Here is a 26,580-nt window from a genome sequence, read left to right as displayed (position 1 = left end):
TGGCTCACAGCGCCGCAGTCTAGCCCCGACCGTGACTGGCAACCCTGCGCCGCACGGACGTGAGAGCGCGGCGCGAATGCCCGCTGACCTGCGGTGGGGCGCGGTACCGTCCAGTCACTAGGGCTGGAAGTCACCAGTGTGAGGGGCCTTTAGGGAGCCGGGACAGTGGCGTAGGGCAGCTGTGGGGCAGGTTTCGGTCGTCGAGGCTGATGCTGCGCCAGCGACACAGGCACAGCCACCGAGCAGAGCATGAGGGAAGCGCGCATGACAGCGACCGCGGATCGGGCAGGACGGGCGTTGCTCGCGGTGGGAGGCCTGGTCAGGCGGGCGCAGGTGTCACCCGACGGACGCGCCCTGTATCAGATCGGCGGCCGGGAGGCCGATACGTTCTACCGGGACCGTTGGGCCTACGACAAGGTCGTGCGCTCCACCCATGGCGTCAACTGCACGGGCTCCTGCTCCTGGAAGGTGTACGTCAAGGACGGCATCATCACCTGGGAGCAGCAGCAGACCGACTACCCGACGGCTGGCCCGGACCGCCCCGAGTACGAGCCGCGCGGCTGCCCCCGGGGCGCGGCGTTCTCCTGGTACACCTACTCGCCGACGCGGGTGCGGTACCCGTACGCCCGCGGTGTGCTGATCGAGATGTACCGCGAAGCCAAGGCCCTGCTGGTGGACCCGGTCGCGGCCTGGGCGGACATCCAGGACGATCCGGAGCGGCGACGCCGCTACCAGCAGGGCCGTGGCAAGGGCGGACTGGTCCGGATCAGCTGGAACGAGGCGTTGGAGATCGCCGCCGCCGCCCACGTCCACGCGATCAAGCGGTACGGCCCGGACCGGGTCGCCGGGTTCTCGCCGATCCCGGCAATGTCGATGGTCTCGCACGCCGTCGGGGCCCGGTTCGTCTCCCTCATCGGCGGCACGATGCTGTCGTTCTACGACTGGTACGCCGACCTGCCGGTGGCCTCGCCGCAGATGTTCGGTGACCAGACCGACGTCCCGGAGTCCGGCGACTGGTGGGACGCGTCCTACCTGATGATGTGGGGCTCGAACGTCCCGGTCACCCGAACCCCCGACGCGCACTGGATGGCCGAGGCCCGCTACCGGGGCCAGAAAGTCGTGGTGGTGGCGCCGGACTACGCCGACAACGTCAAGTTCGCCGACGAGTGGCTGTCGGCCCAGCCGGGCACCGACGGGGCGTTGGCGATGGCGATGGGCCACGTCATCCTCAAGGAGTTCTTCGTCGACCGGCGTACCGAGCGCTTCGACGCCTACGTCAGGAAGTTCACCGACCTGCCGTACCTGGTGTCGTTGGAGGCCGACGGCCAGGGCGGCTTCAAGCCGAGCCGGTTCCTCACCGCCGCTGACCTGGCCCCCCGCGGCGAGGACGGCGGCCGCGGCGAGGGTAAGGAGGCCAAGTTCCGTCCGGTGGTCTGGGACGAGGCGTCCGACGCCCCGGCCGTGCCGCACGGCGCCCTCGGCGACCGGTTCTCCGAGTCCGGGATGGGCCTGTGGAACCTGGACCTGGGCGACATCTCGCCCCTGCTGAGCTGCGAGGGCGGCGAGACCGCCGAGATCTCGCTGCCGCGCTTCGACACCGACGCCCCCGGCGTGCTGCGCCGGGGCGTGCCGACGAGGACAGTCGCCGGCCGGCTGGTCACCACCGTCTACGACCTCATGCTCGCCCAGTACGGGGTGGCCCGCCCGGGCCTGCCCGGCAAGTGGCCCACCGGCTACGACGACGCCCACGAGCCGTACACCCCGGCCTGGCAGGAGCCGATCACCGGCGTGCCGGCCGCGGCGGTGGCCCGGATCGCGCACGAGTTCGCCGACAACGCCGACCGCTCCGGCGGCCGGTCAATGATCCTGATGGGGGCGGGGACGAACCACTGGTTCCACTCCGACACCATCTACCGGGCGATGCTGGCGCTGACCACCCTCACCGGCTGCCAGGGCGTCAACGGCGGGGGTTGGGCGCACTACGTCGGCCAGGAGAAATGTCGGCCGGTCACCGGCTGGGCGCACCTGGCGTTCGGGTTGGACTGGTCCCGCCCGCCGCGGCAGATGATCGGCACCGCGTTCTGGTACACCCACACCGACCAGTGGCGCTACGACCAGTACGACGCCGGCGCGCTCGCCTCGCCGCTCGGGGACGGCCGGTTCGCCGGTCGGCACACCGCCGATCTGCTGGCCCAGTCGGCCCGGCTGGGCTGGATGCCTTCGATGCCCACGTTCGACCGCAACCCGCTCGACGTCGCCGACGAGGCGCTGGCCGCGAACCCGGACAACCCGGCCGAGCACGTGGCGCAGTCGTTGGTGGACGGCCGCCTCACGTTCGCCAACACCGACCCGGATGCCCCGCAGAACTGGCCGCGGGTGCTCACGGTCTGGCGGGCGAACCTGCTCGGCTCGTCGGCCAAGGGCAACGAGTACTTCCTGCGGCACCTGCTCGGCACCGACGCCTCGCTGCGGGCGACTGAGTCGCCACCGGACAAGCGGCCGCAGGACGTCGTCTGGCACGACGAGGCGCCCGAAGGCAAGCTCGACCTGCTGCTGTCGTTGGACTTCCGGATGACCTCCACGACGCTGTTCTCGGACATCGTGCTTCCGGCGGCCACCTGGTACGAGAAGCACGACCTCAACACCACCGACATGCACCCGTTCATCCACGCCTTCACCCCGGCGATCAATCCACCGTGGCAGACCCGCACCGACTTCGCCGCCTTCCACGGCATCGCCCAGGCGTTCTCGAAGCTGGCCGGCCAGCACCTGGGCGTCCGTAAGGACCTGGTGGCCGCCCCGCTGCTGCACGACACCCCCGACGCGATGGCGACCCCGGGCGGCGTGGTCAAGGACTGGAAGACCGGCGAGGCGCCGGCCGTGCCCGGTGTGACGATGCCGAAGTTCATTGTGGTCGAACGCGACTACGGCGCGATCGCCGACAAGATGGCCGCCCTCGGACCGTTGCTGGACACCCTGGGCACGACGACGAAGGCCGTGACTATCGACGTGCGGCCGGAGATCGCGCAGCTGCGCGAGCTGAACGGCGAGGCACACGGCGGTGTCGCCGACGGACGGCCCCGGCTGGACACCGACATCCGCTGTTGCGAGGCGATCCTGGCGTTGTCGGGGACCACGAACGGCCGGGTCGCCACCGAGGGTTTCCACTTCCTGGAGAAGCGCACCGGACGGCAGCTGGCCGATCTGGCCCGCGAGCACGAGGGCAAGCAGATCCGGTTCGCCGACACCCAGGCCCGTCCGGTGCCGGTGATCACCAGCCCGGAGTGGTCCGGCAGCGAGACCGGCGGCCGGCGCTACTCGCCGTTCACCATCAACACCGAGCGGCTCAAGCCCTGGCACACCCTGACCGGTCGGCAGCATTTCTTCCTCGACCACGACTGGATGACCGAGCTGGGCGAGCAGCTGCCGATCTTCCGCCCGCCGCTGGACATGCACAAGCTGTTCGGCGAGCCCCGGCTCGGCAGCGGCGGCGCGGTGGAGATCACCTTGCGGTATCTGACGCCGCACTCGAAGTGGTCCATCCACTCCGAGTACCAGGACAACCTCATCATGCTGACGCTCTCCCGCGGCGGCCCGACGATCTGGATGTCCGAAGCCGACGCCGGCAAGATCGGCGTGAAGGACAACGACTGGATCGAGGCGGTGAACCGCAACGGCGTCGTCGTTGCCCGGGCTGTGGTCACCCACAAGATGCCCGAGGGAACCGTCTACATGTACCACGCGCAGGAGCGGGTCATCGACGTGCCCAAGGCCGAAGCGTCCGGGCGGCGCGGCGGCATCCACAACTCGCTCACCCGACTGCTGATCAAACCCACCCACATTATCGGCGGCTACGCCCAGCTGTCATTCGCCTTCAACTACCTCGGACCCACCGGCAACCAGCGCGACGAGGTCACCGTGATCCGTCGCCGCTCCCAGGATGTGGAGTACTGACGTGCGAGTAATGGCGCAGATGTCGATGGTGATGAACCTCGACAAGTGCATCGGCTGCCACACCTGCACGGTGACGTGCAAGCAGGCGTGGACGAACCGGTCGGGCGTCGAGTACGTGTGGTTCAACAACGTGGAGTCCCGGCCGGGCCAGGGTTACCCGCGCACCTACCAGGACCAGGACAAGTGGCAGGGCGGCTGGACCCGCACCCGCACCGGCAAGCTCAAGCCGCGCGCCGGCGGCCGGGTGAAGAAGCTGTTCAGTATCTTCGCCAATCCGAAACTGCCCTCGATCCAGGACTACTACGAGCCCTGGACCTACGACTACGAACACCTGCTGACCGCCCCGGCCGGGGAGCACAGCCCGGTGGCCCGGCCCAAGTCGCTGCTCACCGGCGAGGACACCAAGGTCACCTGGTCGGCGAACTGGGACGACTCGCTGGCCGGCGGCAACGAGATCGCCGCTGGCGACCCGGTCCTGGCCCAGATCGCCGACAAGGTCAGGCAGGAGTACGAGAAGTCGTTCCTGTTCTTCCTGCCGCGGATCTGCGAGCACTGCCTCAACCCGGCCTGCGCCGCGTCCTGCCCGTCGGGGGCGATCTACAAGCGGGCCGAGGACGGCATCGTCCTGGTCGATCAGGACCGCTGCCGGGGCTGGCGGATGTGCATCACCGGCTGTCCGTACAAGAAGGTCTACTTCAACCACCGCACCGGCAAGGCCGAGAAGTGCACGATGTGCTTCCCGCGCATCGAGATCGGCCAGCCGACGATCTGTTCGGAGACCTGCGTCGGTCGGCTGCGCTACCTCGGGCTGATGCTCTACGACGCCGACAGGGTCACCAAGGCCGCGTCGGTCAAGGATGAGAAGGACCTGTACCAGGCGCAGCGTGGCTGCTTCCTAGACCCGTTCGACCCGCTCGTGGTCGCCGCGGCGCGGGCCGAGGGCATCCCGGACGACTGGATCGCCGCCGCCCAACGCTCCCCGGTCTGGGATCTGATCATGCGGCACGAGGTGGCGCTGCCGCTGCACCCGGAGTATCGGACCATGCCGATGGTCTGGTACATCCCGCCGCTGTCGCCGGTGGTGGACGTGCTGCGCGACACCGGCCACGACGGCGAGGATGTCGGCAACCTGTTCGGCGCCGTCGACGCTCTGCGCATTCCGGTCGAGTACCTGGCCGGACTCTTCACCGCCGGCGATGTCGCCCCGGTCGACGCGGTGCTGCGCAAGCTGGCGGCGATGCGTTCCTACCAGCGCCGGATCAACCTCGGCGAGGAGCGCGACGAGTCGATCGCCGCGGCCGTCGGCATGACCGGCCAGCAGATGGACGAGATGTACCGGCTGCTGGCCATCGCCAAGTACGAGGACCGGTACGTCATCCCCGCCGCGCACGCCGAGGACGCCCACAACCTGGCGGCCCTGGGCGCGGAGTGCTCGCTGGAGTTCGAGGGCGGCCCCGGCATGGGCGGCGGCTACGACACCTCGGGGCCGTTCGGCGAGGCGTCCGGGGCCCCGCAGCCGATCTCGGTGGAGAACTTCCACATGCTGCGCAACCGGCAGACCGCCGACACGGTCGCCGGTCCGGAGGACAAGACCGGCCGGGTCAACCTGCTCAACTGGGACGGCAAGGGCCAGCCGTCGGGGCTGTTCCCGCCCCGCACCGGCCCTGATGCCCCGGACGAGCCAACCGGCGAGGTGACCACCCCGGAAACCGGCGCCGGCGGGCTCGGCGCCGCGATGGAGGCCCGCAATGACTGAGCCCCACCTGGACTGGCGCGCGGTCGCCGCCCGGGCGGCGTCGCTGCTGCTGCGCTACCCGGACGAGCAGACCCTCGACGCGTTGCCGCTCATCGAGGCAGCCTTGCCGGAGCTTCCCGCCGAGGTCGCCGACCCGATCGCGACGCTGGCCGGGTACCGCGCCAGCGTCCACCCGCGAGAGTTGGCCGCCGAGTACGTGCAGCTGTTCGACTTCCGCCGCCGCAGCGCCCTGCACCTGAGCTACTACACCGCCGGGGACACCCGCAGACGGGGCGAGGCGCTCGTCGGCTTCGTCGCCGCGTACAAGGCGGCCGGGGTGGAGGTCGTCGGCGGGGAGCTGCCGGACTACCTGCCCGCGGTGCTCGACCTGGCGGCCGTCCACGTCGGCGGCTGGCGCCTGCTGCGGGCCAACCGGATCGGCCTGGACCTGCTCGACAAGGCGCTGGCCGGCTCGCCCTATCGCCACGCCATCGCCGCGGTGCGGGCGATGCTGCCGCCGCCGGACGCCGCCGACCTGGCCGCCGCGGCGACACTGGCCCGCACCGGCCCGCCGATGGAGCAGGTCGGGCTGGAAGGGTTCGGACTCGTCGACACGACCGGAGGTCGTCGGTGAACACGTTGCTGTGGGTGGTCTTCCCCTACCTGGCCATCGCCACCCTGATCGGGGGGACCATCTGGCGGCACCGGTACGACAAGTTCGGCTGGACGACCCGCTCCTCCCAGCTGTACGAGTCGGCGGTGTTGCGCTGGGGCTCCCCGCTGTTCCACTTCGGCATCATCTTCGTGGTGCTGGGCCACTTCAGCGGTCTGGTGATCCCCAAGTCGTGGACCGAGGGCGTCGGGATCACCGAGCACGCCTACCACCTGACGGCGGTGTTCGTCGGCACGTTCGCCGGCGTCTGCACCGTCATCGGCCTGGCGATCCTCATCCTGCGCCGCCGGCTCACCGGCCCGGTGTTCGCCGCCACCACCAAGAACGACAAGACCATGTACGTCCTGCTCGGCGGCGCCATCGTCATCGGCCTGTGGGCGACGGCGAAGGCGAACATCCTCGGCGACGGCTACGACTACCGGGAGACCATCTCGCCCTGGTTCCGGTCCCTGTTCGTCTTTCAGCCCAGGCCCGAGCTGATGGCCGACGTGCCGCTGTCGTTCCAGATCCACGTGCTGTCGGCGTTCCTGCTGTTCGCCTTCTGGCCGTTCACCCGGCTGGTGCACGCCTTCAGCGCCCCGATCGGCTACACCACCCGCCCGTACGTGGTGTACCGCTCCCGGGACACCCCCAGCCGCACCGGGTTGCGCGCGGCCCGTCCGGGCTGGGAGGGACCGCCGAAGCGTCCGGTCAAGTCAGGGCGCTCCTGATCCCGCTCGGGAGGATTTGGTCATGACAGCCGCACAGCAGGCCCAGACCCCGCCCCCTGGCGCGGGCGTCCCGGCCGACGACCGACAGGGCGCCCGGCGCGTCCTCGGTTTCTCCACAGCCGGCTTCACCCTCATGTTCGCCGTCTGGTTGATGTTCGGCGTGCTCGGCATTCCGATCCGGGACGAGTTCGGTCTCACCGACGTCCAGCTCTCCTGGCTGAGCGCGGTGGCCATTCTCAACGGCTCCATCTGGCGCCTGCTCGCCGGCGTCTACGCCGACCGGGTCGGCGGGCGGGTCGTCTTCACCGGAATGCTGCTGGTGACCGCGATCCCCGCCTACCTGGTCTCCCAGGCCGCCGGGTACACCGAGCTGCTCGTCTACGCCTTCCTCGTCGGCTTCGCCGGCAACGCGTTCTCGGTCGGCGTCTCCTGGGTGGCCGCCTGGACGCCGCGTGAGCACCAGGGGTTCGCCCTGGGCCTGTTCGGCGCCGGGAACGTCGGCGCCTCGGTCACCAAATTCATCGGCCCGGCGCTCATCGCCGCGGTCCCGGCCGCCGGCTACCTCGGCGGCGCCATCCCGGGCGGGTGGCGGTTCGTGCCTTTCCTGTACGCGGCGTTGCTGGTCATCATGGGACTGCTCATGTGGATCGGCACCCCCAGCCAGGACCGCAAGCCCGGCCAGGGCCGACCGTTGAAGGAGATGTTCCGGCCGCTGGGCGAGCTGCGGGTGTGGCGCTTCAGCCTGTACTACGTGACGGTCTTCGGCGCGTACGTGGCGCTGTCGGCCTGGCTGCCCAAGTACTACGTCGACGTCTTCGACCTGCCGCTGTACCAGGCGGCGCTGCTCACCGCGCTGTTCATCTTCCCGGCCAGCCTGCTGCGCCCGGTCGGCGGTTCGTTGTCGGACCGGTTCGGCGCCCGCCGGGTCATGTACTGGACCTTCGGGGTCATGGCGGCCTCGACCCTGTTCCTGTCCATGCCGTACGGACACATCGTCCTGCACGTGCCCACCAGGTACGAGCCGGACGGCCTGCGCGAGGTGCTCCCGTACGAACTGGGCGTCATCCCGTTCACCATTGGCGTGTTCCTGGTCGGGGTGGCGATGGGCGTCGGCAAGGCCGCCGTCTACAAGCACATCCCGGAGTACTTCCCCGGCGACGTCGGCGCGGTCGGCGGCCTGGTCGGCATGCTCGGCGCCCTCGGCGGGTTCTTCCTGCCCCCGATGTTCGCCTACACCCAGTCCTGGACGGCGCTGCCGCAGAGCACCTTCTTCATCCTCTTCCTGCTCACTGTCGCCAGCGCCGCCTGGATGCACCTGACCGTGTACCGGATGCTGCACGCCGGCAGCCCCGAGCTGGCCGGCGACCTCGAACCACGTCCGGCCAAGGCGGCCGGCGCAGCCAACGGGAGTTGACACCAATGACCACCGCGGCCGACGCGCCCCTACGGCGCGGCAAAGAGTGGCTGACCGACTGGAACCCCGAGGACGAGAAGACCTGGGACTCCCGGCTGGCCTGGCGCACCCTGACGATCACCACCTACAACCTGACCCTGGCGTTCATCACCTGGTTCCTGGTGTCGGCGATCGCTCCGCGACTCAACAACATCGGCTTCACCCTCAGCACCGACCAGCTCTACTGGCTCACCGCCATGCCCGGCCTGGCCGGCGGCCTGCTCCGCATGATCTGGATGTTCCTGCCGCCGATCATGGGCACCCGCAGGATGGTCACCCTGTCGACCCTGCTGTTGATCATTCCGATGGCCGGCTGGGGCTGGGCGGTGCGGGACGAGCAGACCCCGTACTGGATCCTGATGACGCTGTCGTTCCTATGCGGCATCGGCGGCGGCGCGTTCTCCGGCTTCATGCCCAGCACCTCCTACTTCTTCCCCAAACGCAAGCAGGGCGTGGCCCTGGGCATCCAGGCCGGCGTCGGCAACTTCGGCGTCAGCATCGTCCAGTTCCTCATCCCGTGGGTGATCGGGTTCGCGCTGCTGGGCACCACCGCGATCACCCCGCAGGACGTGGTCAAGCCAGACCCCGGACTGGGCGGCAACATCTGGCTGCACAACGCCGGCATCGTGTTCATCCCGTGGGTCATCGCCGGGGCGGCGCTGGCCTGGATGTTCCTGCGCAGCGTCCCGATCCAGGCCAACTTCCGGCAGCAGCTGGACATCTTCCGCGAAAAGCACACCTGGATCATGACCGCGCTCTACCTGATGACCTTCGGCGCGTTCTCAGGTTTCTCGGCCCAGTTCGGTCTGCTCATCAAGAACCTCTACGGGGCCTTCCCGGACGCCCCGGACCCGCTCAGGTACGCCTTCCTCGGTCCGCTGGTCGGTTCGGCGGCCCGGGTCGCCTGGGGGCCGCTGTGCGACAAGTACGGCGGGGCGGTCTGGACGGTCATCTCGGGAGTCGGGATGACCATGGCGACTGTGTTCACCGCCTTCTACCTGAGTCCCGAGTCGATGGCCGAGTTCGCGCCGTTCGTCTGGGGCATGCTGGCGATCTTCTTCTTCGCCGGGGTCGGCAACGCCTCGACCTTCAAACAGATGCCGATGATCTTCGAGCGCCGGCAGGCCGGCGGCGTCATCGGCTGGACGGCGGCCATCGCGGCGTTCGGGCCGTTCCTGTTCGGCATCGGCCTGGCCAGCTTCCCGGCGGTCGGCTTCTTCGCCTTCTGGGCGGCGTTCTTCGCCGCCTGCGTGGCGCTGGCCTGGTGGTTCTACGCGCGCAAGGGCGCCGAACGACCCTCCTGACCTGGCGCCCGCGGGGTGGCCTGGGCTGATTGAGCCCGGGCCGCCCCCGTTTCCACGCCGATGACGGGTTCGCTTAGCTTGCGTGGCCATGCCACGATCAGAGGCATGGATGCTCTCGTCTGGGTCGCGCTCGGCGTCGTGCTCGCCGTCGCCGAGCTGTTCACCGTGACGCTGGTGCTGGCCATGTTCTCGGTCGGCGCGTTCGCGGCGGCGCTCGCCTCCGGGCTGGGCGCGAACACGCCGATCCAACTGGGCGTCTTCGCCGCGGTGTCAGCGCTGGGCGCGCTGGCCGCGCGTCCGGTCATCCAACGCCACCGGCGTCGGGCCGCCGCGCTGCCGGCGCGGTTCGGGGTGGACGCCGTCGAGGGATCGCTGGGCATCGTCATCGAGCCGGTCGACGACGAGTCCGGTCTGATCAAGGTGGCCGGGGAGCTGTGGTCGGCGCGGGTGCCCCTGGGCGTCGCGCCGATCGACGTGGGGTCACATGTGCGGGTGGTGAGCGTGAGCGGGGCGACCGTTATGGTTCGGGAGCACGCGGGCGAGGACAAGGAGCTGAGTCAGTGACCGAGATTCTCATCGGGGCGGTCGCGCTGATCGTCATCGTCGTCCTGGCGCGTTCGGTGCGGATCGTGCCGCAGCAGCGCATGGACGTCGTCGAACGGCTGGGCCGTTACCAGCGCACCCTCGGCCCCGGCCTCAACTTCCTGGTGCCGTTCATCGAGGCGGTACGCACGAAGGTCGACATGCGTGAGCAGGTCGTCAGCTTCGAGCCCCAGCCGGTGATCACCAGCGACAACCTCGTCGTCTCCATCGACACCGTCCTGTACTTCAAGGTCGTCGACCCGGTGCGCGCCACCTACGAGATCTCCAACTTCCTCCAGGCCATCGAGCAGCTCACCGTCACCACGTTGCGTAACGTCATCGGCTCGCTCGACCTGGAGCGTGCGCTGACGAGCCGGGACCAGATCAACCAGCACCTGTCCAGCGTGCTCGACGAGACCACCGGCCGCTGGGGCATCAAGGTCACCCGGGTCGAGCTGAAGGCGATCGAGCCGCCGGCGAGCATCCGGGACTCGATGGAGAAGCAGATGCGGGCCGAGCGGGACCGCCGCGCCGCGATCCTCAACGCCGAGGGCCACAAGCAGTCGCAGATCCTCACCGCCGAGGGCGAGAAGCAGGCGGCGGTGCTGCGCGCCGACGGCGACCGGCAAGCCCGGATCCTCCAGGCGGAGGGCCAGGCCAAGGCCATCCGCACCGTCTTCGAGGCCATCCACACCGCCAACCCGAGCCAGAAGGTGCTGGCGTACCAGTACCTTCAGGCGCTGCCGCAGATCGCCAACGGTCAGGCCAGCAAGATCTGGATCGTGCCGGCCGAGCTGACGAAGGCCCTGGAAGGCATGGGCGGCGCCCTGGGCGGGCTGGCCAACATGGTCGGCGACCTCCCGGTCGCCCCGCTCACCGACGCCGAGGCCAGCGCCGAGGCCAGCCAGGCAGCCGAGGCCGCCGCGGCCGCCGCCCGGGAGGTCGATGACGCCGTCCGCGCCGCCGAGCGGCAGGTCACCGGCGCGAGCGTCACTCCCGTCATCGACCCGGAACCGCCCCGCGGCTGACGGTGTTCACGATCGACGAACCCGTCGACCCCCGGGTCGGCGACTACCGCGAGCTGACCGACGTCGCCCTGCGGACCCGCTGGGAACCGCCGCACGGCCTGTTCATCGCCGAGGGGGAGCTGGTGCTCCGGCGCGCGCTGCGCGCCGGGTACCGGCCCCGTTCGTTTCTCATCGACGCCAAGCGCGCCGGGCAGCTGGCTGACCTGGCCCAGCACGACGCCCCCGTCTACACCGGCACGCCGGAGCTGCTGGAACAGGTGACCGGCTTCCACGTGCACCGGGGAGTGCTCGCCTCGTTCCACCGCCGCCCCCTGCCAAGCGTCGCCGAGGCGATGGCCGGGGCGCGGCGCCTGGCGGTGCTGGAGGACCTCAACAACCACACCAATCTCGGGGCGGTGTTCCGGGCGGCCGCCGCGCTGGGCGTCGACGCGGTGCTGCTGTCACCGTCGTGCGCCGACCCGCTCTACCGCCGCAGCGTCCGGGTGAGCATGGGCGAGGTGTTCGCCGTCCCGTACGCCCGACTGGAGACCTGGCCGGACGGGCTGGGCGAGGTCCGGGCAGCCGGGTTCACCGTGTTGGCGATGACCCCCGCGCCGGACGCCGCCCCGATCCACCGGCTGCCGGCCGTCGACCGGGACCGCACCGCCCTGCTCATCGGCGCCGAGGGCCCCGGCCTGTCACCGGCGGCGATGCGCGCCAGCGACCGCCGGGTGGTCATTCCGATGCGCCGCGGCGTCGACTCGCTCAACGCCGCATCCGCGGCCGCCGTAGCGTTCTGGGAGCTGTCCCGCGACGACGGCTGAGCGCGGCGCGCTCAGCCGCGGGTACGGCCACGGCCATGCGCCGTCTCGTGCTCGCCGACTGCCGAACGTCTTCCACTGTGGCGTGGCGGTCGTTGCGCCCGGGCGCCTGCTTTGGCATGGTGCGGATGCCGGCGCGTGGCGCGCCGACGCTCGGAGGTGGACGGACAGGTGATGGGCCCATCACACGCCCTGTCGGGGGCGGCCGTGTGGCTGGCGGGATCGTGGGCGGCCGACCACTTCTGGGGCTTCCACCAGCGGCCGGCGGCGCTGGCAGTCGGCGCCGCGGTGTGCGCCGGGGCGGCGCTGCTGCCCGACCTGGACATGTCCGGGAAGGTGACGGCGAATCGGGGCGGCGCCACCGTGGCCCGGGCGTTCGGGATCTTCACCCTCTTCCTGGCGGAGGTCGTGGAGAAGCTGTGCCTGTTCATGTACCACGCCACCAAGATGAAGAAAGATCCACATCGGCGTAACGGGCACCGCACCTTCACCCACACGCTGCCATTCGTCGCCCTGGTCGGTTGGGGGACCACCTGGCTGTGCGTGCGGTACGGCAAGCCGGCGGTGATCGCCATCCTGTTCGTCATGATGGGTCTGGCGTTGCGCGGGTTGTTCGACCGGTGGGCCGAGCGATCGGGGTGGCTGGCCGTCACCGCGGCCTCGGCGGTCGCGGCGTACGCGGCGTACCTCACGCTGCCGGGGGAGCGGTCCTACCCGGAGCTGGGGTTCGCGGTCGCCGTCGGCTGCCTCACCCACCTGCTCGGCGACCTCATCACCAGCGCCGGCATCCCGATCCTGTGGCCGCTGCCGCTGGGCCGCCGCACCTGGCGGATGATCGGGCTGCCGAAGGCGGTGGCGGTACGGGCCGGCGGCCCCGTCGAGGTGGTGGTGCTCCGCGGCGCGATGCTGATCGTCACCGGGCTCGCGGCGTTGGCGCTGCTCGCGCCGGCCGCGGCCCAACGCTGGCTGCCCAACCTGTAGGGCCGCGCAGGGCGCCGATTCGGGCCGTTTGGCCTGCCCTGAGCGTGTTGATTGCCGACGCCGCCGCCAGTAAGGTCAGCCTCGCCTAAACGACCATCCTAGGAGACGCCATGCGCAACCCGCGCGCCCTGGCGCTGGCGGTAGCCGGCGCTCTCGTGCTCAGCCTCGCGACCGCCTGCACCGACGGGGGCGACGACAAGGCGCTCACCGTGTACAGCGGCCGCAGCGAGAAGCTCGTCAAGCCGATCCTGGAGCAGTTCACCAAGTCCACCGGCATCAAGCTCAACGTGCGCTACGGCGACACCGCGCAGATGGCCGCCCAGCTCCTGGAAGAAGGCGACAAGAGCCCCGCCTCGGTCTTCCTCGCCCAGGACGCCGGCGCGCTCGGCGCCGTCAGCAAGAAGGGCCTGTTCACGGAGCTACCCGACACCGTTCTCAACAAGGTGTCGGCCCAGTACCGGGCGAACAACAAGCAGTGGGTCGGCCTCACCGGCCGGGCTCGGGTGCTGACCTTCAACCCGACCAGGGCCCCCTACCAGAAGCTGCCGAAGTCAGTGTTCGAGCTGACCGGTCCGCTGTGGAAGAACAAGGTCGCCATCGCCCCGACCAACGCCTCGTTCCAGTCGTTCGTCACCGCGATGCGCCTCCAGCACGGCGACGACCGCACCCGCAAGTTCCTCACCGACCTCAAGGCCAACGGCGTCCAGATCCGGCCCAACAACGACGCGATCGTCAACGACGTGCACGACCAGAAGGTCGCCGCCGGTCTGGTCAACCACTACTACCTGTTCGAAAAGTCCAAAGAGGTCGGCGTGGCCGTCCACCTCCAGCCGGCCCGGATGCACTTCTTCGCCCCCGGCGACGTCGGGTCGCTGGTCAACGTCTCGGGCATCGGCGTGCTGAAGACGTCCACCGGCGAGGACGCGGTCAAACTCGTCGACTACCTGCTCGGCGCCGACGCGCAGACCTACTTCGCCAACAACACCTACGAGTACCCGATGGCGCCCGGCATCCCGCTGGCCGAGGGCATGCCGGCGCTCGACACCCTCAAGGGACCGGCGATCGACCTCAACAACCTCGACGACCTGGCCGGCACGGTCGCCATGCTCAAGGAAGTTGGCCTGGCCTGACCGCGACCGCTGACAGCGCCGGGCGGGGCCGACCCAACGGCTCCGCCCGGCGCTCGCGCGCTCGCACGAACCTCCGCCGGTTGGCGCCCCGACCGGCGCTGCTCCTCGCCTCGACCGCCGCCGTCGCCGTCGGCGTGCTCCCGCTCCTATACCTTGCCGTCCGCGCCCACGACGCCGGCTGGGAACGCATCCTTGACGAGATCGCCACGGCGCGCACTCTCACTCTCAGCCTGCGTAGCGTCGCGTTGGCGGGCGTCGTCACCGCGGCCAGCGTCGTCGCCGGACTGACAGCCGCGTACCTGGTCACCCGGACCGACCTTCCCGGACGCCGGGCGTTCGGAGTCCTCGCCGCCCTGCCGCTGGCCGTCCCCACCTACGTCGCCGCGTTCGCCTGGACCTCCACCATCGACGGCTTCGCCGGTTTCTGGGCCGCCGCGCTGGTCCTCACCCTGGCCTGCTACCCGTACGTCTACCTGCCCGTCGCCGCGGCCCTCGCCGGCGCCGACCCGGCCGCCGAGGAAGTCGCCCGGTCCCTGGGACGCGGCCCCTGGCAGGTCTTCGTCGGGGTCACCCTGAGGCTGGCCCGCCCCGCGCTCGCCGCTGGGGCGCTGCTGGTGGCGCTCTACGTCTTCTCCGACTTCGGCGCGGTGTCGCTGCTGCGTGTCGACACCTTCACCCGGGCCATCTTCACCGCCTTCAGCCTCGGCTTCGACAGCACCGGCGCCCTCGTCCTGTCGACGGTTCTCGTGGCGCTCACAGCGCTGCTCGTCGGCGGCGAACTGGCCACCCGCGCCCGCGGCGCCCGATACGCCCGGCTCGCCGGATCAGCCCGCCCACAGACCCGGATCAGGCTCGGCCGCTGGCGTTGGTCGGCGCTGGCCGCGAGCGCCGCGCTGGCGGCGCTCGCCCTGGGCGTCCCCGCGTTCAGCCTGCTGCGCTGGTCGGTCGCCGGGGTATCCCGGCCCGGGACGATCGCCGAGATCGGCCAGGCCGCCGGAGCGTCCCTGGCGGTGGCCGCCGCCGGCGCCGGCCTGACGGTGCTGCTGGCGTTGCCGGTCGGGCTGCTCAGCGCCCGCGCTCCCGGCGTCGTCGCCACGGTCCTGGACCGGATCACCTACCTGGCGCACGCCCTGCCCGGCCTCGTCATCGGGCTGTCGCTGGTCTACTTCGGCATCAACGTCGCCTACCCGCTCTACCAGACGGTGTGGTTGCTGGCGCTGGCCTACGCCACGCTATTCCTGCCGTTGGCAGTCGGCTCGATCGCCAGCGCCGCCGGCCAGAGCCCGCCCCGGCTGGAGGAGGTCGCCCGGTCGTTGGGGCGCGGGCCGTGGGCGGTGCTGCGCACCGTCACCCTCCCACTGACCCTGCCCGGAGTCGGCGCGGCGGCGGCGCTGGTGTTCCTGGCCGGGATGAAAGAGCTGCCGGCGACCTTGTTGCTGCGCCCCACCGGCATGGACACCCTGGCCACGCAGCTGTGGACCCAGACCGCCGTCTCCGCCTACGCCGCCGCCGCCCCCTACGCAGCCCTGCTGGTCGCCCTCTCGGCGATCCCCACCTGGGTCCTCGCGGCCCGCACCGGAGTGCTCGAACGTGGAGCTGCCTGATGGCTGAGCTGACAATGACCGACGTCCGTAAGTCCTACGGTCCGGTATCCGCGCTGACCGGGGTCGACCTGCGCGCGCCCGAAGGCTCGTTGACCGCGGTGCTCGGCCCCTCAGGCTGCGGCAAGACGACCCTGCTGCGCTGCGTCGCTGGGTTCGAACGAGTCGACGCCGGCGCCATCACCGTCGCCGACCGGACCGTCGCCGGCCCCGGCACGCACGTCCCGCCGCACCGGCGCCGGGTGGCCGTCGTGCCCCAGGAGGGCGCGCTGTTCCCGCACCTGAGCGTCGCCGCGAACGTCGCCTACGGGCTGGACCGGCCCGCTCGCCGCAGCGGTCGGGTCGAGGAGGTCCTGGCCCTGGTCGGCCTCGCCGGATACGGCGCCCGGATGCCCCACCAGCTGTCCGGCGGTCAGCAGCAGCGGGTGGCCGTCGCCCGCGCGCTTGCCCCACGGCCGCCGCTGGTGCTTCTCGACGAGCCGTTCAGCGCCCTCGACGCCGCCCTGCGCGGCGGTCTGCGCCGCGACGTCCGGGAGGCGCTGCGCGCCGACGGCGCCACCGGCATCCTGGTCACCCACGACCAGGGCGAGGCGCTGTCGATGGCCGACCAGGTCGCCGTCATGCGCGCCGGAGTGATCGTGCAGGCCGGCGCCCCCGCCGCTGTGTACCGCGACCCGGTCGACGCCTGGGTGGCCAACTTCCTCGGCGAGGCGGTGCTGCTGCCGGCCACCGTCGCCGGCAACGCCGCGCAGTCCGCCCTCGGGCCGCTGGCGCTGGCCGCCGCGACCACTGCCGGTGGGCACGTCACCGTCCTGGTGCGGCCCGAACAGATCCGCCTCGACCGCCCAGGCGCCACCGGGGTGCCCGGGGTGGTCCTGCGCCAGGACTTCCACGGGCACGACGCGCTCGTCGTCATCGGTCTCGCCGACGACGTCACCGTGACCGCCCGGGTGCTCGACGCCGTCCCCGCGGTGGCCATCGGCGACAGGGTCAGCCTCACCGTCGTCGGCCCGGTCCGGGCCTTCGCGGCCTGACCCCGCCACAACCGCGACGTGGCGCGGGACCGTTCACGCCGGGTAGGCGTCGTGGACAGCCGTCAACGCCCACCTCATCCGGGACGCCGCCGTCTCCGGGTGCTCGCCGTACTCCTGGGCCACCAGCGCCGCGCAGCCCACGACGCCGAACGCGTCGATGCTGTCACTCACCGCCGCCCGCACCGCCTGCGCGCTCGGCTGCTCCGAGCGTTGCGCCGCGGACACGAACAACGCCTCGACCCTGGTCTCATCGATGGTCTGGGTAGACATCCTCGTCACCTTCCGAACCTTGCCTTCGCTGTGCCGTCAAGAGCGCCGAACGACCCGACTGATACCCGGCCCCGCGTTATGGTGGCGGCGGTTCGACCTCACCACGGACGGGAGTCACCGTGACCGACCAACGACCGGCCCCACGCCGCGGCCGGCTCTCCGCCGCGGGCGCCGGCGTCGCTGTCGGGGTGCTTACCAGCCTGGCGGCGTTCGGTTGGCGGCGCTCGCATCGCCCGGCGACCACGCCGCCGGGCGATGTCGACGACGATCTGCGGCGGCGCGAACGGGATCTGGACCGGGCCCGCACCGAGTTCATGACGACCGTCTCACACGAGCTGCGCACCCCGCTGACGAACATCTGCGGTTTCCTGAGCATGTTGCGCGATCCGGAGACCGGCCCGCTGACGTCGTCGCAGGACCACATGCTCGAGGTGGCCGAGCGCAACGCGAACCGACTGCGGTCGATCGTCGACGATCTGCTCGTGCTCACCCGGGTCGAGGTCGGCGCGTTGCATGGCAGCCGGCAGGAGGTCGACTACGCCTGGCTCATCAGCTCCGCGGTGGCGGCCAACGCCTCGGCCGCCGGCGCCGCCGGCGTCACCGTGCACACCGGGGTCGCCCCTGGGCTCACCGGCCGGGCCGACCCCGAACAGATCGATAAACTGTTGGCCAACCTGCTCAACAACGCGGTCAAGTTCACGCCACGCGGCGGCCGGGTGGACCTCACGGCGTCCCTGGACGGGGACCGGGTCGTCATCACGGTCGCCGACACCGGCATCGGAGTCCCGCCAGCCGACCAGGACGCCCTGTTCACCAGGTTCTTCCGCGCCAGCAACGCCGTAGAGAAAGCGATCCCTGGGACGGGCCTGGGCCTGCCGATCGTGCGGGCCATCGTCGACGAGCACGGCGGCGAGGTGCGGCTGACCTCAACGCTCGGCGCGGGCGCCGCCGTCACGGTGCGGCTGCCGGTCGACGCCTGACTGCCGCCACCGCAGCGGTCCCGGGTGGATTGTCCACCACCAGCGACGCCACCAGGACAGCTGGGAGCGCGCCCAGGCGACGTGCCCGACGGCCTGCGCGACGGCGATGTCCGCGTCCGGGGCGCTGACCGCGCCCGAGCCCGGCGGGGCGAAGGCCACCAAGTTCGCGGCGTCGGCGAGCCGCGTCACGGCGGGCCCGCCGGCGCACGCTGTCAGCTCCGCGACCGCGGTGGCGGTCAGGTGGGGCGCGGGCGCCCGGCCGCTGAGCCGCAGGGCGTCGTGCAGCTCCTGCCAGGCGCCGGCGACCCGGGCCCGGGGGTCAGCCGTTCCGAGGCGGCGACGGGTCAGCCGCCGCCTCGCCACCATCGACGCTCCCGCCGCCACGGCCAGCGCCGCCACGGCCAGCGGCGCCGCCAGGGCGCCGGTGGGAACACCGTCGCCCGCCGGCGCGGCGGCCGTGGCCGGCGGGGCGCCGGGCGTCGGCTGGGGCGGCTCCGCCGGCGACGGGGGCGCCGAGGGCGGGGGAGTGGTGGGCTCGGGCCTGGGGCGGATGTCCGACTCGGGCCGGCGTGGCGGCTGGTCGGCGCGCGGCAACGGGTCGAACGGCGTCCAGCCGACGCCGTCGAAGAGCACTTCGGGCCAGGCCACCGCGTCGGCGCCGCGCACGGGGCCGCCGCCGGCGGGGACGCGGAACCCGACCACCACCCGCGTGGGCAGCCCCATCAGCCTGGCCAGCACCGCGAACGCGGCCGCGAACTGCTCGGACGCGCCGCGCCGCCCGCCCGCGTGGGCCGGTCCGAACAGGAAGAACGACAGGTTCGGGTACGCGTGCCCGCTCGGGGCGTCGGCGGCCAGCCGGTACCGCCCGCTCAGGTGCCGCTCCAGCGCTGTCGCCCGCTCATACGCAGTGACGGCGTCGGCGCCGATCCGGTCGGCAAGCTCGGTCAACTCGGCGGGCGCCCCGTCGCCGACGGTCATCAGCGCCGCCGCCCGCTCGTCCTGCGGGACGGCGGCGTCCGGCAGCAGGCCGGCTGGGACCGGCCGCACCGCCGACCGGGCGGTGTAGCGCACCCCGGGGCTGAGCGGCTCAGGACACAGCAGGGCGCCGCCGTCCGGATCGAACGCCACCCGCACCCCTTCGACCGAGCGCGGCGCAGCGGCGGCCGGCAGCAGCCGTCCGTCCAGGCCGGTGATCGTGAACTCCTGGGCGACGGCGCCCGTCGGGTCCGAGACTTCGTCGGCAGGTGGCGGCAACGCCCTCCCCGCCGTGCGGAACGTGGCTCCCAGCTGCCAGGTCACCCCGTCGTAACGGGACAGTGTGGCCAGGCGCAGCCGGTTCGGGGCGTCGGCGCCGCCGGTGAGGCGCACCTCGAACAGGCTCTGTTCCGGCCGCAACGCCCAGCCGGAGAGGCGAACCAGCGGGTTCGCCTCCAGCGCGTCCAGCCGCGGCGGGGTGACATGCCGGCGCGGGTCGCCGGGCCGGTTGTCGACGAGTCCGGCCGCGGGAACCGCCACCGCCGCCGCTGCGCCAAGCGCCGCCCCTGCGGCGACCAACCGGCCCCAACCGGCTCGCTGCCGCGCCGCGCGCAACAACCCCGAACCGCCATCACCCGCCACCCGGACGTCCCCGGCCGCCGGCCCGCCCCCCACGGTGGCATGCCCGCTGGCGACCCCCGCCAGGGCCACGTTCAGGCCGAGCACGCCCACGACGGCGACGGTCAACGGCATCGCCGGCGCCGCGTTCGGCCCAACCAGATACAACGCGCCGCCGAACAGCGCGAGGGCCGGCACGGCGCTCAGCAGCGTCCGGCCGCCGCGGATCGCCAGCTCAGAGCCCACCAGCGCCGCCAGCCAGGTCGCCATCACGGGAATGACGACAGTGTCCGGCTGCGGGGTCACCGGGATCATCGCCGTAAGCATTCGTGGCGCCCCGTTGGCCAGCGCGTCGCCGGTGATCTCGACCAGCGGGCCGGGCACGTCGGCGCGGGCAGCGCTGACCGCCGCGGCCACCAGCACATAACCGACCATCGCCACTACTGACACTGGGCCCACCGACCAGGTGGCGGCCCGCCGCAGCGCGACGCTCACCCCGGCCGCCCCAAGCGCCGCGCCGGCCACGAGGAAACTCAGCAGCGAGCCGTCATAGACGCGATCGAGGCTCAGCCCGGCCAGGACAGCGACGGCGACCAGGGCGGCCAGACGTATCACCACTGGCGTCGCTGCCAGGCCGCCGCGAACTGCTCGCTGTCGCGTACCCGAATCACCGAGGCGTCCGCGCCACCGTCGGCGGCGGCTCGGTCGTCGGTGAGCCGTTCGTCGAACAGGACGGTGAGGGTCGTCGGGAAACGACGGCCGGCGGCGGTTGCCTGCGCCGCCGCGTCCTCGCCGCCCGGTCCGGTGAACACGACCAGCGTGTCGCCGCCGCGCCGCCACCGCAGCCGAGCGACCGCCTCGCCGATCCCGGCGCCACCATCCGGGGCGGCCTCCGCGAGCAGATCCAGCTGGCCGCGCAGATCGCTGTGTCGGCCCCGCCCGCCGACGCTCGCGCCGGTCACCGTGCTAAGCGTCGCCGCGATCCCGTCACCGCACGCGGCTGCGACCACCGACGCCGCCGCCTCACAGGCCGCCTCAAAGTCCACTGAGACCCCGACGCGCGGGCCAGGGTAAGCCGAGCGACGGTCGTCGAGCAGCAGCATCAGGTGCGGCAGGCTCGCATCGACGTGTTCGCGGACCATGAGCCGGCCGATCCGGGCGCTGGTGCGCCAGTGCACCCGGCGCAACTCGTCGCCGACCACATAGTCGCGCAGCGCGGCGAAGGTGATGCTGCCGTGCTGGGCGCCGTCGGCCAGTCCGTCCAGACTGCGCGTCGAGCCAGCCGGCCCGCCGACCAGCGAGCGCCGCCGCGGGTAGACCCACACCGGGGTCGTGCCGCCAAAGTCCTGCCAGGACGCCAGCAGGCCGAGCGGGTCGCCGCGGCGGACCCGCAGCGGCCCCACCCACTGCCGACCGCGTTGGTCGGTGACCACCGGGTAGCTCACCTCGGCGACGGCGCCGGGGCGCAGGCCGACCACCGGCGCCGGCGTCAGCGTGTCGCCGCAGCGGTCCCAGGCGACCATGGTCGCCGGGCGCCACCGGCTGACGTTGCGCACCGTCAGCTCAACCGCGCACCGCTCTCCCCGGTCCACCCGCTGCGGGCTGACCTGGCGGTCGACCTGGAGCGCCGGCCGGCACGCCGCCTGCGCCGACGCCAACGCCAGGGTTGCCGTCGCCGCCAGCCCGAGCGCCACCAACTCCACGTAGTCCAGCCCCAGGCCGGCCGTCAATGCCACGGCCGCTCCCGCGCCAACGCCCCACCCGCGTGCCGTCAGCCGCATCAGGCCGCGGCCGGGGCGGGCGCCGGGAGCGCGGCCACCACCTCCTGCAACACCGCCTCGGCGGTCGCGCCGCGCAGGTGGGCGTCCGGGGTGAGGAGCAGCCGGTGCGCGAACACAGCCGGGACCAGCGCCTGAAGGTCCTCGGGGACGACGTAGCCGCGGCCGTGCAACAGCGCGTAGACGCCAGCGGCGCGGGTCAGCGCGATGACCCCGCGCGGGCTCACGCCCAACCTGGTCTGCGGGTGCCGTCTCGTCGCCGCCGCCAGCCGGACCGCGTACGTGTAGAGCGGGTCGGCGATGTGGACGCCGGCGGCGAACGCGCCCATCTCGGCAATCGCCGCGGTGTCGGTAACCGGGCTCAGGCTCTCCGGCGAACGCCCGGCCGCCCCGCGTAGCACCTCAACCTCGGTCGACTCGTCGGGATAGCCCACCGACAGCCGCATGAGGAACCGGTCGAGCTGAGCCTCGGGCAGTCGGTAGGTGCCGTCCATCTCGACCGGATTCTGGGTGGCCACCACCAGGAACGGCCGAGGCACCGGGTGCCGCGCCCCGTCCACGGTGACCAGTCCCTCCTCCATCACCTCCAGCAATGCCGCCTGCGTCTTCGGCGAGGCCCGGTTGATCTCGTCGGCGATGACGATGTTGGCGAACACCGGCCCGGGATGGAATTCGAACTCGCCGGCGCCCTGGTGGAACACGGTCACGCCGGTGACGTCCGAGGGCAGCAGGTCCGGCGTGAACTGCACCCGACGCCACTTCCCCCGCACCGCCGCGGCCAACGCCCGCGCCAAAGTCGTCTTGCCGACGCCGGGTACGTCCTCCAGCAGCAGATGCCCCTGGGCCAGCAGGGCGGTGACGGCGAGCCGAACCACCTCAGGCTTGCCCAGCACAACCTGCCCTACACTGTGGCACAGCCGGGCGCCGACCTCGGCGAACGCGTGAACGTGGGCGTCTGGCAGCGGATCGGTCGGTGTCACGGTGGTCCCTATTGCTCAGCAGCTCGGAAGATCGTTGATCTTGTCGCCGTTCTCCAGGTTCAACCAGATGAACGGGATGTAGCGCCTGGCGTCCCCGAAGGTGATCTGTACCCACATGTCGCTACGCTTGTCGTTGTTGTAGCCGGTGGCGCTCAGCGTCGCCCCGTCGCTCTGGTCACCGTCGCTGCCCCTGCGCTTGCAGAACGCGCGGAACCGGTCCCCGGACCTCACCGTCCCCACACCCTCCGAACCGTGTTGACGGGCCCCCGAATACACGCCGATGCCGCGGTCGCAGTACCCGCGGTTCGGTCCGGCGCTGTCGTCGCACGCCACCTTCCCGAACAGGGCCAGGGTTCTGCGTTCGCCCTTGATGGAGACCTCGCCAGCGGCATTACGGGCAAAGACCTGGTACCTGTACGTCTCACCCGGCGTCAGTTCCCTCACCGGCCCACCCCGGCAGTCGAACTCCTTCCGCGCCCCGCCGTTGAGACTCACCTGGCAGGTGGCCGCATTCGTCGTCCGCAATGGAATGGTGATGACGCTGTAGGCGTTGCTGACCTTCAGGGGCACGATCGTCGGCTGTGGAAGGGTCTGCGCCAGGGCGCTCGCAGCCCTGCCGGCTCCGGCCTCGTTACGCGCCAGGACCCGCACGCTCACCCGCTCCCCGTCGCCGAAGCCGTCGACCTGCGCTGACAGCCCCGCGACCTCGACCCTGCGCCCATTCGCCGCCACCTCGTACCCGGTGATCGGTTTGCCGTTCTCCTCAGCCGCGCCCCAGGTCAGCGCGATCGTCCCCTTCTTGTCGCTGACAGTGCGGGCCCGCAGCTGCTTCGGTTGCCCGGGCACGCTGAACGGACTCACCGAACCGCTCTGCGGCGACGCCTTCGAGCTGGCGCCCCTGTCATTGACCGCGGCCACCGTGAACGAATACTGCCGGCCGTACTCCAGCCCCTTGACCCGCAGCGACATCGTCCGGCTGGCGCCGACCTGCTCCGAGGCCCCCTCGGTGACCGCCGTCACCGAGTACCGGACGATCCGCCGGCCCTGGCCGTTGGCCCTCGGCCAGCCCACGGTCACCGTGCCGTCCGGTCTCGGGGACGCCGTCACCGACTCCGGCGGGTCCGGAACGTCCCGGGTGGGCATCACCGGGTTGCCGAACCGCTTCGGGCCCGGGCCCTTGGCATTCACCGCATGCACCGCGAACCGGTACGACTCTCCGTTGGTCAAGCCCTCCACCGTCAACTCGCGCTGCCGGGCGCTCACCTCGCGCGGCCCGCCCACCCCGGTCACCACGTACTTGAGCACCGGCCAGCCGTTCGGCTTCGCAGCCCGCCACGACACCCGAGCCTGCTCATCCCCGGCGGTCGCCGCCACTGCCGCCGGCGCGTCCGGCGGACCACGGCGTGGCTTCGGCGGAGGAGGGGGCCGCGGCGGGTCCGGCGGGGGGTCAGCGCCCAGGACCCCGTCGGCGTACTTATCCACCTCGGTGGCCTGATGCTGGTCGTTGACCACCTGCGCCGTCGACCCGTCCGGCGCGTTGATGAAGAGGCGACGCTCACGCACCTCCAGTTCCAACGGCCCGTTCGCGCCCGTGACCGACAGACTCGGCGCCGCCGAGCCCGCGGCGTCGAGCACATGCACCCGGCCGGCAGCGTCGTCCGGGCAGTAGAACCGTCCAGCCCACGGCACCGCCGGACGTAGCCGGTCGCCAGCGCCCGGGACAGTGAAGCTGCGCACCTGAGCGTCGGGGGTGACCACATGCACCGTCCGGGTGTCCGCGATGGTGACCGCGATCGTGTCGCCGACGATCCGCGGCGGCAGGGCCGCCGGGCCGTCAAGCGTCAACGGGGTCTCCCTGCGCTCGCCTCCGCGCAGCGACGTCAGCCGAGCGGACGTGCGGTTCAACACGGCCACCCCGTCGTCGAGGGCCGCCACCGCCAGGTCCTGCTGCGGCGAGGCGACCGCCTCGGTGCGCGTCACCGCCGGGCTGGCGTCGGCCCCGGCGGGCGTCACCGACACGACGGTGCCCTCGCTGGGCACGCCCACCCACAGTCGACCCGCTCCGTCGAAGACCCCGCCGGTGACGCCAGGCGGGAGACGCACGGGCTCGCCCACCGGCGTCAGCGTCGACGGATCGAGCTGACGGACGATGCCCTGCACCGAGTCCACGACGAACGCGCCGTCCTCATGCAAAGCCACCGTGACGCCGATTCCTGAGGTCGTGGGGGTTGTGGCGGTGGCCCGTAACGTCGCGAGATCAAGGGCGCTGACCCGCCCGGTGCTGATATCTCGCAGCAGGATGAGCCGGTCGGTCTGCGCGATCTGCACCCGGTGTCCGGCGGCGCCGGCCAGGTCCTGCCGGGTGTCTACCCTTCCGGTGACGCCGTTGACCCGGGCCAGCTCGCCCTTGACCGAGCTCCACAGCCAGGAACTGGCATCGAAGTTCGCCGCAGCGTGATCAGTCAGGCCCAGACCCAGCAAGGTCAGGCCCATCGCCGCCGTCACCGCCAGCGCCGTCGCTGCGGTCACCGCTCCGCCGCGCGGCCGCCACCGATGTGGACGTGCCTCGTTGATGGGGTTGTGCGTTTCCACACCGCCTCCGCAGGCTGAGCGTCGAAGTATTCAATGCATACGCCGCCGGCTCGTGCGCGACGCCTGGCCGGTTCGTGCGACGCGCTGCCGAGCCGCACGTGGGAATTCGGGTCGGCCAGGCGTCATCATAGGCGCGTCGTGGCGTTGACGGGAGCCCGAAGCCGAATGCCTGTCAACCGGTGAATCAACTGTCCGATGTGCATACCGGCGACGCCACGCCGAACCGCGTCGTCGAATAGATCGCCGCAACCTGGAAACAGTAGTCGCGGTCCGGGTTGAAGCCGGCAGCCGTATACCGCGCCGGCGCGCCGGCCGGAAGCTGGGCCAACAGCCGCAGCTCCTCCTCGGCGCCGCCTCCAGTGACCACATAGGTCGCCTGCCCGTCCGAGGGGTCTGACCAGGTCACCACAATCACGCCGTCGGCGCGGCGGACCGTGACGTCCGTCGGCGGCTCGCCTGTCGGAACGACGTTGCCCTGGCCGGCCGGGCTGCCCTGGCTGCCTTGGCTGGCCAGGCCGGCCGTGGTCGGCGCGGGCGTCACCCCACGGACCAGGGCCACGCCCGCCAACATTACTGCCGTGACAGCCGCCACGACAGCCGCCGACCCGATCACCACCCCGGCCCGCGCAGTACGTGCAGCCCTGCCAACATCCTCCCGCGGCGCATTGACCTGAGCCTGGCTAGGCTGGTATTGCCCAGGCTGAACCAGGTCAAGTTGGACTGGGGCGAGCTGGTCCTCAGCTGGTCTGCCCCGGTCGGGGAGACCTGGTTCAGGGCGCGCCAAGGGTTCTCGCGACGGCACCGCGAGCTCCGATGACCCGCCGCCGGCCGTCGGGCGACCGGCGGCCGGCAGGGCCTGCGGCGTCGTCCCGTAGCCTCCGTGGCGGGAAATGGCGTCCAGAACGGCAGGGTGGTGGGCGCCCAGCGCCGCTGGGCCGAACCGGGCTACCAGGCCGAAACTGCGCTTCGCCTCATGCCGGTTACCCAGCTCCTGTGCGACCAGACCCAACTCGTACGTCATCGTCAGCAACATCGGATGCTCGTCCCCGAGCGCTCGCTGAGCACTGCCGATCGCGTCCTCCAGCACTCGGCGTGCGCCCATCGGGTCGCCGGCGCCCCGATGGGCCTCGGCCAGACGCGCCGCCACGGCCAACACCCCAGGGTGCTCCGGCCCCAGTTCCGCGGTTCCGCTTTCGAATGCGGCGTCGAGCAGCGCGATCGCTTCGCCGAACCGGTTACCTGCGATGAGCCGGCGGGCGTGGGCGTCAGCGGCGGCGAGCTTTGCCGGGGTGGGGTCGGACACCCCTCACATGCTGCCGTCCGGGCGCTCGGCCCGCCAGCCCGGTCACGGTCGTGCCCATGCCCCGCCACGCCATAGGGCGCCGCGCGGCATGGGCATCAG

At 71.7% G+C, this 26,580-nt stretch carries 20 protein-coding genes; 14 read left to right on the top strand and 6 right to left on the bottom strand.

Features of this window, described 5'->3' with window-relative positions:
• Positions 1-264: 264 nt before the first annotated feature.
• From ABD287_RS10870 to ABD287_RS10810, 13 genes are all read left to right on the top strand, one after another.
• Entirely contained in the window at positions 265-3,954 is a 3,690-nt protein-coding gene (locus ABD287_RS10870; RefSeq protein WP_344171859.1) for a nitrate reductase subunit alpha, read from the top strand.
• A 1-nt stretch (position 3,955) separates the two neighbouring features.
• Complete coding sequence (gene narH / locus ABD287_RS10865; RefSeq protein ID WP_344171857.1) at positions 3,956-5,710, top strand: nitrate reductase subunit beta; 1,755 nt, start codon at positions 3,956-3,958, stop codon at positions 5,708-5,710.
• Positions 5,703-6,323 (top strand): nitrate reductase molybdenum cofactor assembly chaperone, encoded by a 621-nt coding sequence (gene narJ / locus ABD287_RS10860; RefSeq protein WP_344171855.1) that lies wholly within the window; start codon positions 5,703-5,705, stop codon positions 6,321-6,323. Before narH ends, narJ begins: the two co-directional genes overlap by 8 nt.
• Positions 6,320-7,072, top strand: a complete 753-nt coding sequence (gene narI / locus ABD287_RS10855; RefSeq protein ID WP_344171853.1) for a respiratory nitrate reductase subunit gamma — start codon at positions 6,320-6,322, stop codon at positions 7,070-7,072. The genes narJ and narI overlap by 4 nt, the downstream gene beginning before the upstream one ends.
• Before the next feature lie 22 nt (positions 7,073-7,094).
• Complete coding sequence (locus tag ABD287_RS10850; protein ID WP_344171851.1) at positions 7,095-8,486, top strand: MFS transporter; 1,392 nt, start codon at positions 7,095-7,097, stop codon at positions 8,484-8,486.
• Entirely contained in the window at positions 8,483-9,829 is a 1,347-nt protein-coding gene (locus tag ABD287_RS10845; RefSeq protein WP_425565592.1) for an MFS transporter, read from the top strand. Before ABD287_RS10850 ends, ABD287_RS10845 begins: the two co-directional genes overlap by 4 nt.
• 105 nt (positions 9,830-9,934) lie before the next feature.
• Complete coding sequence (locus ABD287_RS10840; RefSeq protein WP_344171847.1) at positions 9,935-10,393, top strand: NfeD family protein; 459 nt, start codon at positions 9,935-9,937, stop codon at positions 10,391-10,393.
• Positions 10,390-11,439: an SPFH domain-containing protein gene (locus tag ABD287_RS10835; RefSeq protein WP_344171845.1), complete on the top strand. Its 1,050-nt coding sequence runs from the start codon at positions 10,390-10,392 to the stop codon at positions 11,437-11,439. Before ABD287_RS10840 ends, ABD287_RS10835 begins: the two co-directional genes overlap by 4 nt.
• Positions 11,440-11,441: 2 nt before the next feature.
• Positions 11,442-12,242, top strand: coding sequence for a TrmH family RNA methyltransferase (locus ABD287_RS10830; RefSeq protein ID WP_425565591.1), 801 nt, complete (start codon positions 11,442-11,444; stop codon positions 12,240-12,242).
• Positions 12,243-12,410: 168 nt separating this feature from the next.
• The gene (locus ABD287_RS10825; protein ID WP_344171843.1) at positions 12,411-13,220 is read left to right on the top strand and encodes a metal-dependent hydrolase; all 810 of its coding nucleotides are present in this window, start codon (positions 12,411-12,413) and stop codon (positions 13,218-13,220) included.
• 110 nt (positions 13,221-13,330) lie between these two features.
• A complete protein-coding gene (locus ABD287_RS10820; RefSeq protein WP_344171841.1) occupies positions 13,331-14,350 on the top strand; it encodes an iron ABC transporter substrate-binding protein in 1,020 nt (339 codons plus the stop codon).
• Positions 14,351-14,430: 80 nt separating this feature from the next.
• Positions 14,431-15,954: an ABC transporter permease gene (locus tag ABD287_RS10815; RefSeq protein WP_344171839.1), complete on the top strand. Its 1,524-nt coding sequence runs from the start codon at positions 14,431-14,433 to the stop codon at positions 15,952-15,954.
• The gene (locus tag ABD287_RS10810) at positions 15,954-16,985 is read left to right on the top strand and encodes an ABC transporter ATP-binding protein (protein WP_344171837.1); all 1,032 of its coding nucleotides are present in this window, start codon (positions 15,954-15,956) and stop codon (positions 16,983-16,985) included. The genes ABD287_RS10815 and ABD287_RS10810 overlap by 1 nt, the downstream gene beginning before the upstream one ends.
• 33 nt (positions 16,986-17,018) lie before the next feature.
• On the opposite strand, the gene ABD287_RS10805 is transcribed toward ABD287_RS10810, so the two are convergent.
• The gene (locus ABD287_RS10805; protein ID WP_344171835.1) at positions 17,019-17,255 is read right to left on the bottom strand and encodes a hypothetical protein; all 237 of its coding nucleotides are present in this window, start codon (positions 17,253-17,255) and stop codon (positions 17,019-17,021) included.
• A gap of 119 nt (positions 17,256-17,374) precedes the next feature.
• Between ABD287_RS10805 and ABD287_RS10800 the strand changes: the two genes are divergently transcribed.
• A complete protein-coding gene (locus ABD287_RS10800) occupies positions 17,375-18,235 on the top strand; it encodes a sensor histidine kinase (protein WP_344171833.1) in 861 nt (286 codons plus the stop codon).
• On the opposite strand, the gene ABD287_RS10795 is transcribed toward ABD287_RS10800, so the two are convergent.
• From ABD287_RS10795 to ABD287_RS10775, 5 genes are all read right to left on the bottom strand, one after another.
• Positions 18,182-20,446: a transglutaminase TgpA family protein gene (locus ABD287_RS10795; protein WP_344171831.1), complete on the bottom strand. Its 2,265-nt coding sequence runs from the start codon at positions 20,444-20,446 to the stop codon at positions 18,182-18,184. The two genes, ABD287_RS10800 and ABD287_RS10795, sit on opposite strands and share 54 nt — an antisense overlap.
• Complete coding sequence (locus ABD287_RS10790) at positions 20,440-21,564, bottom strand: DUF58 domain-containing protein (protein ID WP_344171829.1); 1,125 nt, start codon at positions 21,562-21,564, stop codon at positions 20,440-20,442. The genes ABD287_RS10795 and ABD287_RS10790 overlap by 7 nt, the downstream gene beginning before the upstream one ends.
• A gap of 44 nt (positions 21,565-21,608) precedes the next feature.
• Positions 21,609-22,586, bottom strand: a complete 978-nt coding sequence (locus tag ABD287_RS10785) for an AAA family ATPase (RefSeq protein ID WP_344171827.1) — start codon at positions 22,584-22,586, stop codon at positions 21,609-21,611.
• Between the two features lie 15 nt (positions 22,587-22,601).
• Entirely contained in the window at positions 22,602-25,115 is a 2,514-nt protein-coding gene (locus tag ABD287_RS10780; RefSeq protein WP_425565590.1) for a fibronectin type III domain-containing protein, read from the bottom strand.
• Between the two features lie 247 nt (positions 25,116-25,362).
• Positions 25,363-26,481 carry a fibronectin type III domain-containing protein gene (locus tag ABD287_RS10775; RefSeq protein WP_344171825.1) on the bottom strand — a complete coding sequence of 373 codons (1,119 nt, stop codon included), beginning with the start codon at positions 26,479-26,481 and terminating at the stop codon, positions 25,363-25,365.
• Between the last annotated feature and the right edge of the window lie 99 nt (positions 26,482-26,580).

It is taken from the genome of Pilimelia columellifera subsp. columellifera (genome assembly GCF_039532605.1).
In the GTDB taxonomy this organism is placed as follows: Bacteria; Actinomycetota; Actinomycetes; order Mycobacteriales; family Micromonosporaceae; genus Pilimelia; species Pilimelia columellifera.
Note: the sequence above shows the minus strand (reverse complement) of the source record. Positions and strands in the feature narration are given on the sequence as shown.

Excerpts from the sequence above, each read along its gene's own strand:
- ABD287_RS10840 (WP_344171847.1), top strand. The coding sequence starts at position 9,935 with ATGGATGCTCTCGTCTGGGTCGCGCTCGGCGTCGTGCTCGCCGTCGCC.
- ABD287_RS10870 (WP_344171859.1), top strand. The coding sequence starts at position 265 with ATGACAGCGACCGCGGATCGGGCAGGACGGGCGTTGCTCGCGGTGGGA.
- ABD287_RS10820 (WP_344171841.1), top strand. The coding sequence starts at position 13,331 with ATGCGCAACCCGCGCGCCCTGGCGCTGGCGGTAGCCGGCGCTCTCGTG.
- ABD287_RS10805 (WP_344171835.1), bottom strand. The coding sequence starts at position 17,255 with ATGTCTACCCAGACCATCGATGAGACCAGGGTCGAGGCGTTGTTCGTG.
- ABD287_RS10850 (WP_344171851.1), top strand. The coding sequence starts at position 7,095 with ATGACAGCCGCACAGCAGGCCCAGACCCCGCCCCCTGGCGCGGGCGTC.
- ABD287_RS10810 (WP_344171837.1), top strand. The coding sequence starts at position 15,954 with ATGGCTGAGCTGACAATGACCGACGTCCGTAAGTCCTACGGTCCGGTA.
- narJ (WP_344171855.1), top strand. The coding sequence starts at position 5,703 with ATGACTGAGCCCCACCTGGACTGGCGCGCGGTCGCCGCCCGGGCGGCG.